Origin of the sequence: Aquabacterium sp. (genome assembly GCF_030652515.1) — a bacterium.
Classification (GTDB): domain Bacteria; phylum Pseudomonadota; class Gammaproteobacteria; order Burkholderiales; family Burkholderiaceae_C; genus Aquabacterium.
The window spans coordinates 1-8904 of record NZ_JAUSAR010000199.1 but is presented as its reverse complement, the minus strand read 5'-3'; the positions used below and the strand labels follow the sequence as shown (position 1 = coordinate 8904).

The following is an 8904-nucleotide window of genomic DNA, read 5'->3' as shown; positions in this document are numbered from 1 at the left end:
CAGCGCTACAGTTGCGACCCTCGGCTCCAGGCCTCATTTCCCAAGCACGGGATGGCGACCGCACCTGCCACTGCCTCCTGAACCGATGGCCTTGAAATCAGCCTACTTTCAGTTGATCCAGGGTCTTGCCAGCGGCCAAAGCGGCCTTGATCCACTTAGGCTGAAGTCCCCGTCCGCTCCAGGTCTCGCCTGTGTCAACGTTGCGATATTTTGGGGCGACCTTGCTTCCTGCTGCAGCACTAGGGCGGATCGCCACACCGGCCTTCAACCCCAGGTCTGCCACAGTCAAACCATTGGCGGCCAACAGTTGCTTGATATGGTCAATCACACCAGCTCGCTCAGCTTTGCGGGCATCCTGCAATTGCCTGTCCAGCTCCGAAGCCTGCTTTTCCAGGGCGGCTTTCTGGGCCAGTAGTTCTTGATACGTAGTCATGATTGCAGTGTTTGGCGATCGCCGAGTTTGGATGCCAACATCCTACATTGCAAGCTCCTTGGCTACCTGACCAAAGTGCCTGGATCTCCGTCGTTGCATTCAGAGTCAAGGCCAAGGCATCAGACGGATCGACGCCCATCGCACTGATCCGAAATTGCTCCTCTTTAGTCAAGTCTCGATGGCGAAAGCCCAGATGAACAGATGACATTTTGAGGTGCGCACGGCAACGCATGGTGACCAAATGAATGGGTCATCTGCAATGGACCACCATGCTTGCCCCGTCTCTGCCACACAGCACTTTTGCATCGTCAGATCCCGGCTTCGAGGCCCTGCCCATTGATGCTCTGCTGTCGCAAAACGATGACCTGATCGCCCGCATCAAGCTCTGCCATGGGTCTGACCGTACCGAGTTCGAACAAACCATCCTGTCACTTATCAGACGATACGCCAACCTAGTACACCTGCTGCCAGCCACATCAAACAACTACTTCTGCACCCCTGGCGGCCTGTTGCGCCTGGGCATGGAAGTCAGCTTCTTCAGCCTGCAGGGCACAGACGCGCACATATTCTCCGGTCGCTCCACCATATCGGCACGCCGCCACTTGGAGCCGCGCTGGCGCCTGGCAACCTTCGTCGCGGGGCTTTGCTGCGAGGCCCACCGGGTGCTCAGTCACATCATCGTGACCAACGCCCCAGGCGATGTGTGGCCAGCCTACCTTCTGTCCCTGAGTGATTGGCTGATGGAGCGACAAGCGGACCGCTACTTCTTGCGCTGGCGCCCACAAGCCATCGAGACACGCAGCCTGGGCGTGTTCACGCTGACCCATGTCGTGCCACCAGCGGTCATGCAATACCTGGCAGAAGACAACACGGTCATCGTGCCCCACCTCATGGCCAGCGTCAGCGGCATTTCGCAGTATCGAGATCACAACGTGCTGGACGAGTTGGTCCGCCGCTCTCTGGCTCTGGTGGTCGACCGCAACCTGCTGGCCAACGCCGACCGCTACAGCACGCCCAACACACCACAACAACGCGGCTCGCACCTGGAACGCTACCTGGTTGACGCACTGAGGCATCTCGCGGGCTCCAACGCCGGATGGCAGGCCAATCGCGAGAAATCTCGCGTCTGGTTCGGCCCCGATGGCCTGTTCTTGGCCTGGCCCAGCGCTGCAGAAGACATCCAGAAGCTGCTGGACACCGCACAGTTGCCAGGCATCCCGAAAGCACCAAAGACCATCATGGAAGTGCTCCTGTTGGCCGGGGTCTTCGAACCCACGTCAGCAGGAAGCCCGACCTGGCTCATCCAACCACCAGGCGGCAAGGCCAAGATCGAAGCAGTGAAACTATCCTCAGTAGCCATCCTGTTCGCAGGGCATGACCCGTTACCGCCCCCTCTGGTGGAGAGCCTCACAAGCTCCCCACGCAACAACCCTCCATCAGCGCAAGCAGCCGAACCGGTCGCACCACAACCTATACCGGATGGCCCGCCAGGCACCCAGCTCTCGCTCATCCCTGGCAACGCCGAGCAAAACCAACAAGCTTCGAATAACCAAGACACTCAAGGCGAAGCGGCACCTTTGCCAACAGCCTCTCCATCTGCCTTAGCATCGACAAGCGACGCCCCAAAAACTGAGCAAGCAACGATTGGCCTTCAAGCACCGCTGCGCCTCAACCCCGTGGTGCGCGACGCGTTGACCGAGGTGGTCAACTCCATGAACACAGGTGCGGGACCCGCCCAGTGTTGCACTGTCGCATTGGGGGTGTTTGTGCCTCTGCACGAATTCGAGCGACGCAGCATTCAACCGTCTATGGCCCTGCGCGCCCTGTCGGATGTGCACATGCTGGTTCGCGCCCAGGGCAAAGGTCCACCCACCACATCAAGAGATTTCAATGGCACACCGACCGTGGGTTTGACCATAGCCCCGCGCTTCATCAGCGGCGTGGACATAGAAGCATTTGCCTCGCCAGAGGCTCGGGGCGGGTGACATGCCCATCCGCCACTACGAGATGCCATGGCGTCACGCCTACGAGGCCTACGCAGGTCTTGCCTGGGGCATCGCGCTGATGTTCTTCACAGCCGTCGGCGCCATCGGCCAATTGCCCCGCGTTCTTGCTTTTTCCCTGTCCATCGCTTGCCTTGGCATGAGCGCCCTCAGAGTCTCGCAGGCGCTGCGCATTCTCGTGCTGAGGGCGTCTCTGGCTGGTCATGCCATTCAGGTGATCAGCACGCAAGCCCAGGCGCGGTGGTGTCAGGATTCAACCGCCGTGTTCCTTGGGTTCGGCTTCGAGTGGCGGCCCGTGCACTCCCAGCGTCTGTATGAACTGGCCAAGATCGACTACCGCGACTTCACGGCATCTCCGCGCCTCCTGAGTCTGCTGGGCTATGACAGCACACCCCAACCAGATGCCGAGATTGGCTTGCCTTACATACACGGCGTCGAGCCCCATGAGGTGCCGCTACATCGCCCCTTGCAGAACTTCGAAGGCGGCACCCTGCTGGTCGGCACCACACAGTCAGGCAAGGGGGTGGCCCTGGCAAACCTTATTACCCAGGCGGTCAGGCGCGGCGACGTGGTGATCGTCATCGACCCGAAAAACAGCCGTCGTCTCAAACGCGTGGTCGAGCGTGCCTGCCAGGATTGGCGTGAACCCGATACCTTCATGGAGTTCCACCCTGCATTCCCGGAGGCGGGCGTGCGCCTGGACTTCACCTTCAACTGGCAAAAACCCACCGAGATTGCCTCCCGCATTCAGTCGATCATGCCGCCGGACACGGCTGGCGCGTTCTCCGCCTTTGGCTGGGATGCGGTCAACGTGGTCGTTCAAGGCCTGGTCGAACTGGAAGAGCGCCCCAACCTGGCCAAGCTGACCCGCTACATCGAGGGTGGTATCGAGCCCGTTCTGGAGGGCTCGTTGCGCCGCTTCTATGAGGAAACCTTGGGGCCCGCCTGGCGTGAGTTGCCCGAAATGAAGAAGCTGATGCAGGAGGCTCATCGAGGCCACATGAAGCGCCCATCGGAAGCCGCCAGCACCGAGTTGATGGCTTTCGTCGCGTACTACGAACACCACATTGCCCAGTCACAACGCAGCAAAGTGATCGATGCCCAGGTGCGCACCTTCAGGCACAACCGGGAGCATTACCAGAAAATCACGGCCAACCTGTTGCCCGTGCTGTCGATGCTGACCTCGGGCGACCTGGGCCGCACGCTGTCGCCCGACCCGTTCGACGCCAACGACATGCGCCCGATCATGAACTTCGAGAAGATCGAGCGCGGCGGGCATGTGCTGTACATGTGCCTGGACTCGCTGCCCGACCCCTCGGTGGCATCGGCCATCGGTGCGCTGGCATTGGCGGACCTAGCCGCACGGGCGGGCATGCGCTACAACCTGGGAGGCTACCGGCGCATTGCGCTGTTTGTGGACGAAGTGGCCAACGTCATCAACCAGCCTCTGATCGAGATCCTCAATAAGGGTGCGGAAGGCGGCATCTACACCACCTGCGCGATGCAGACGTTGGCCGATCTGGCCAAACGCTTGGGCAGCGAAGCGGCAGCACGCATGGCGCTGGGAAACCTGAACAACCTGATCGCCCTGCGCTCGAAAGACCGCCCCACACAGGACTTCGTTGTTGAGACCTTTGGCAAGACGGCCATCCATTCGATGCGCGTTGGGCTGGGACATGGCGCGGACACCCATCTGGGCGACTTCTCGACCAGCTATTCAAGCCAACTCTCTGAGAGCTTCGAGGAGATGGTGCCCGCCGATGTCCTGGGCAAACTGCCCAATCTTCAGTACTTTGCCTCGGTGTCTGGCGGGCGCATCGTCAAGGGCCGCTTCCCCATCCTGGATCCGGATGCGCAAGGGGTCCATCAACCCATCAGGAGAGCCGCATGATCAGGGCGATGGCCGTGGTGTCACTGCTGGCACTACTGGTTCTGGTTCTCTATGTGCCGTCCGCCCACCCGCCAGAACGGTTCTTAGAGCAACTGCGAACGGAATACACCAATGCGGCGGTGTTCTGGGGCAAGGACGCAGGCACCCGCATGCTGTCGCGTGCGATGAGCATGCAGGAGTCTGCACGTCAAGCATCACCCGTCCCTTCGTCCAAGGACGCGGCCCCTGCGGGTGGCGTCAACGCAGCAGTCGGGCGAGAAATGGCCTCGGTCAACCAACGGCTGTTCAACAACCCCTACTTCCGCTCGATTGACGCACTGCTGCTGCTCGCCAGCTTCCGCCTGGCCATGCTGCTGGAATGGCTCCCTTGGTTGATGGCCTTCCCTGCTGCGGCCACGGCGGATGGCTACCTTGTGCGACTGGTCAAAGCCAAAGAGTTCCTGCACCACAGCCCGGAGATGTTCGCCCTGTATGCCAGTTTGGCCATCCTGACCAGTTGCGCAACCGTCCTGGCGTTTGTGCTGCCCATCACCTTGCATCCTCTTGCCATACCCTGCGTGCCGGTAGTCATCGGCACGCTGATGGGTACAGCGGTCAGGGACTTTCACCGAAGGTCTTGATATTTTGGACGGCCTTTGGCTTGTACAAGGTACGGTATCCGCCATTGGGCAAAGGCTCATCAAAAACATCGAAGAGATCCGAAGCCACGGCCAACTTTTTGAGCGTGGCATGGCCCTGTCGTTCCTTCATGTGCGTCACAGCCTCGGGCTCCTGCAGCCATGCAATCCGCCCCGCGTCGGCAAGGTAGGCCCAGCCATCGGCCCGATGCTTATGTTCAGCCACGTCTTTCAGAACCGAAACCAAAGGGCTGTGCTGTAACAGGATCAACTCGAAGTGGCGCTGGCCCTCTTCGGACGCCATGAACGCGGCCATGGACTGCCCGACATCAATAAGCGCCTTGGAGACAGATCGTAGATGTTCAAACATGGGCAGCACCCTGGCACGTTGCTCATCGAGGTACTTGGCTGCCTCGCCCATCTTCTCCGGAGAGTCCGGTTGCCAACGGGGCATGAAATGATGAATCAGGTCGTTGCGCTCGTCCACCATGCGCTTCATGTCCGCACGTTGAGCCTCGTAGAACTCGCGGTCCCCGGATGTGGTGAACGTGAATGACATCCAGATCTGGTTTTGCTCTTCCGGTTCTGCGTTTGGCTCGCCCGCGTCAGAGAGGATGCCATCGGTGAATTGCTCAACCAACTTCCCCATCATCTGCTTGTGCGTTTTCTCAGTGCGTTGTTGCAAACGCTCCTCGAAATTCGACGTGTTGCCATCTCTCCTGTGGTTGGCCACGAGAAATTTCAGCAGTGCCTCGATCTGCTGAAACAACAGCACATTGCGGCCGACCTTGCGAAGCACCTCGTCACAGGTGCTTTGGTTTAAAAGGATCTGTTCCGCTTCTTCCATGTCGCGCTCAAAAATTCGGGTTGATGGCGACGTCGGCGTACGCCAAGACGATGTCGCGCATGCTGTAGGCACTGCCGACACGGGGGCAAATGACTCTGAAATTCAGACAGATCGGCATGCCCGTCCGATTCGGAAAACAGCCCGAAAGGCAGCTGATGCGGCAACCAACAATGGGCGTCTCTCTGCTACCCAGGAATTCAAATGAAGAGTTTAAAGCCCGTCATCCACGCTCTGGAGATCCGGATTCGATCCATGCGCAATGACCCGGTTGCGCAAATCGAAGCTGGCAGCACGTTTCAGGCATTCGCCGTAGGAGACAAGTTCCACCACAACATGTTCGATACAAGCGCGTGGCACGACCTGCCAAAAGAAGGAGAAGTGTTCTTCATCATTGACAAAGCGCACGCCGTTGCCGACATCGGCACCTACATCCATCACATGGTGATTCTTTGCCTGGCTGCCTCACCCGCTGATCACCTCGCCTGACGCACATTGCGGCAACTTGTCGAACTTCACCCGGAAAGTTGGCCAGATGCAGGTGGCAACACGTGATCCGGGAGCAGGTCCCCCAGGATGTCAATGCCTGTTTGGGTGAAGACCAGTATCATTAACGGGCCGCTGGTTCGTACCTCGGCCCGGCTTTTCCTCCCTGAGCCGGAGGCGCACCGTGATGACAGCGATGCGTCTTGCGCTCGCTGATCACCCGCTGATCGGCGGGCTTTTTTTTAGCTCGCGTAAATGGGACTCGTCCATCTTGGCCGTGCCGCGTCAGTACTCGCCATGAACTGGAGCCGAAATCCCCATGACAAAGCCCGCATTCACCCGTGACCATGCCGCACCCGGGCCCTAATCTGTACTCATGCGCTCACCCGAGCAAATTCCGATTCAGAAAACAGAGGTACGCACCATGCTCACCGCTGCATCGCCCGGATTTCAGGACTCTCGACACCCCGCAACAGTGGAAGCCCTGCCGTCAGACGTCATCGAAACTCGGCTGTGGCTAGAAGAACATGTCTGGCTTTATGGCGTGCTCAAGTCCGATCGCAACGTCGGTCCGATCTTTCGATTTCCTGACCTGATCAGTGCCTGCGTCTCCCTGATCTTCTCCAGCCCCGAAGCGGCAAGGCAGGTCTTCGGTTTTCTCGGGACCGACCTCGTGGCCCGATCGCCCAACACGCCTCGCCGTCGGGAAGCCCTGTGGCGACCGCAGTACGACTTGCTCCTTGAGTTGCAGCGCTCACCCGCCAACCGGCACCCCAATCCGAAGTTTCAACTCGATCACTTGACCACCGCCTGCGTGGCGCTGTGTCAGCAGGCGGATGAGACCGGCGCCAGCGTCCTGCAACAAGCTCGCATCAACATGGCACAGCGCTTTCGTGCAGAACACGTCACGCAGACCCGCTGATGCCATCGGCCACCCAGCGCTCTGACCAGCACATGGCATGAAGAATCTCCAAGCGATTCACCTGCCCTGACCACGCCATGGCCGTCCAACCACGGCTGACCTGAACAAGACCTGGATCGGCACCGTGCCGGTCTCACCCAGTCAGTCCCGCCTTGCGAGGTGCATTGGCGGGCCCATCTGTCTTGTTGGGAGTGCGCCATGCAATGGGGTCTCTTGTCTGTATGTCTTGCGCCGCTGAGCCTGTCGGCACACGCCCAGGCTTGCTGGGATGAGGCGGCACAACGATATGGCGTTTCATCGCAACTGCTGTATGCCGTTGCCAAGGTCGAGTCGCACCTCAATCCCAAAGCGCTCAACCTCAGCCACCGCCAACGCACGGGCAGCTACGACATCGGGCTGATGCAGATCAACAGCTCGAACCTGCCTGCGCTGGCACGATTCGGCATCTCTGAGAGCGACCTGTACAGCCCCTGCACGAACATCCATGTGGGCGCCTGGCTGCTCGCCCAAACCCTGGCCAGGCAGGGCCTGAGCTGGGATGGTGTGGGGGCCTACAACGCCGCCTGCACCCAACTCAAGGGCACGGCCTGCCTGAACGCACGCAGGCGTTATGCCTGGAAGGTCTATCGGCAGTTGCCCGCCTCGGCAATCCAGTCCGCACAGGCAACCGCAGTGCGGCCACAAAGGCGCTCAGACGCAAAGCTGCCCCTCTTCATCCTTGCCGCTCGGGTGTCGCCATGACACGCGTACAGGACATCGCCATGACCAGCGCCTCGGCAGCGGTGATTCTGTTTGCCCTCTCGTCTTGCACCCTGACCACCAAGCAGGGCCATTCGAATGCGACACCGCAAGCCAAGGCAAATGCCTCACACATCGCTCAAATTGAGCGTGGGCGGGAGGCGTACTTCGCTCAATGCATGACGCCCGATTGCCCCACCACCACGCCCAAAACACTGGCCGTGGCACCCGCAAGGTCACAGTCTTCGACGCAAAGTGAAGCTGGCCCGATTGAACTTGTCGTACCCATCAAGCCAGCCGAGACGGCCCAGCCCATTCCTGCGCGCAAGCCTCAGGTGTTGATCCTGGCGTTTGCAACCGACAGTGCAGTGCTGACCCCTGCACACCGGACTTTGCTGAACAACGCCGCCAGAGACCTGGGACGTGCCGGGCGCGTGCTCATCGTAGGACGCACCGACAACGTCGGCCCCGATGCGCCCAATCAGGCCATCGCGCTGGCACGGGCTGGTGCTGTTCGAGATCACATCAAGCGGGTCAGCCCCTCGCTACCAGATGACATCCGCATCGACGCCCGGGGCCTGTGCTGCTACATCGCCAGCAATGACACACCCGAAGGCCGTGCTCGCAATCGTCGCGTTGAGGTCGTGTTCACGCCCCCATCCGATGACTCCCCAGCACATGCCAACGAACCTCGCTCATGAACCCTATTGCCCACCGCATCCCCCTCCTGAAACGTGCCTTCACGTTCGCAGGATCGCCCCCGCCTGCGTCAGGCCTTGACGCGCACCCCAGCCAGGAGAGTCCCATGCGCACAGCCATCATCCATCCCTTCACCCCTGTTCGCCCCTCTGCCCAGTTGAACGGCCAGCAAAGCCGTCAATCAAACGACAGTGACGCCAACAAGCCCCCGCACAAGCGCTGGCGTGTGGCCTCGGCGCTGGCCATGCTCGCTCTGGGCTTGGGCCTGTCC

Annotated in this window: 9 protein-coding genes; 7 read left to right on the top strand and 2 right to left on the bottom strand. The window is 60.3% G+C overall.

The window, feature by feature from the left end; translation table 11 throughout:
- Positions 1–97: 97 nt before the first annotated feature.
- The gene (locus Q7V20_RS22885) at positions 98–433 is read right to left on the bottom strand and encodes an H-NS histone family protein (RefSeq protein ID WP_304796249.1); all 336 of its coding nucleotides are present in this window, start codon (positions 431–433) and stop codon (positions 98–100) included.
- A 269-nt stretch (positions 434–702) separates the two neighbouring features.
- Between Q7V20_RS22885 and mobH the strand changes: the two genes are divergently transcribed.
- The 3 genes from mobH to Q7V20_RS22870 are packed head-to-tail and all read left to right on the top strand — an operon-like array spanning position 703 to position 4947.
- A complete protein-coding gene (gene mobH / locus Q7V20_RS22880; protein ID WP_304796247.1) occupies positions 703–2418 on the top strand; it encodes a MobH family relaxase in 1716 nt (571 codons plus the stop codon).
- A gap of 1 nt (position 2419) precedes the next feature.
- Positions 2420–4327: a conjugative transfer system coupling protein TraD gene (gene traD, locus Q7V20_RS22875; RefSeq protein ID WP_304796245.1), complete on the top strand. Its 1908-nt coding sequence runs from the start codon at positions 2420–2422 to the stop codon at positions 4325–4327.
- Positions 4324–4947 carry a DUF4400 domain-containing protein gene (locus Q7V20_RS22870; protein WP_304796243.1) on the top strand — a complete coding sequence of 208 codons (624 nt, stop codon included), beginning with the start codon at positions 4324–4326 and terminating at the stop codon, positions 4945–4947. The genes traD and Q7V20_RS22870 overlap by 4 nt, the downstream gene beginning before the upstream one ends.
- Here Q7V20_RS22870 and Q7V20_RS22865 read toward each other — a convergent pair.
- Positions 4922–5791, bottom strand: a complete 870-nt coding sequence (locus Q7V20_RS22865) for a hypothetical protein (RefSeq protein ID WP_304796241.1) — start codon at positions 5789–5791, stop codon at positions 4922–4924. The two genes, Q7V20_RS22870 and Q7V20_RS22865, sit on opposite strands and share 26 nt — an antisense overlap.
- A gap of 201 nt (positions 5792–5992) precedes the next feature.
- Here Q7V20_RS22865 and Q7V20_RS22860 point away from each other — a divergent pair, with 201 nt between their 5' ends.
- The 4 genes from Q7V20_RS22860 to Q7V20_RS22845 all read left to right on the top strand — a co-directional run bounded on the left by Q7V20_RS22860 (position 5993) and on the right by Q7V20_RS22845 (position 8635).
- The gene (locus Q7V20_RS22860; RefSeq protein WP_304796240.1) at positions 5993–6277 is read left to right on the top strand and encodes a hypothetical protein; all 285 of its coding nucleotides are present in this window, start codon (positions 5993–5995) and stop codon (positions 6275–6277) included.
- A 373-nt stretch (positions 6278–6650) separates the two neighbouring features.
- Positions 6651–7196, top strand: a complete 546-nt coding sequence (locus Q7V20_RS22855) for a hypothetical protein (protein WP_304796238.1) — start codon at positions 6651–6653, stop codon at positions 7194–7196.
- A 198-nt stretch (positions 7197–7394) separates the two neighbouring features.
- Positions 7395–7937 carry a lytic transglycosylase domain-containing protein gene (locus Q7V20_RS22850; RefSeq protein ID WP_304796237.1) on the top strand — a complete coding sequence of 181 codons (543 nt, stop codon included), beginning with the start codon at positions 7395–7397 and terminating at the stop codon, positions 7935–7937.
- Positions 7934–8635, top strand: coding sequence for an OmpA family protein (locus Q7V20_RS22845; protein WP_304796235.1), 702 nt, complete (start codon positions 7934–7936; stop codon positions 8633–8635). Before Q7V20_RS22850 ends, Q7V20_RS22845 begins: the two co-directional genes overlap by 4 nt.
- The last annotated feature ends 269 nt before the right edge of the window (positions 8636–8904 follow it).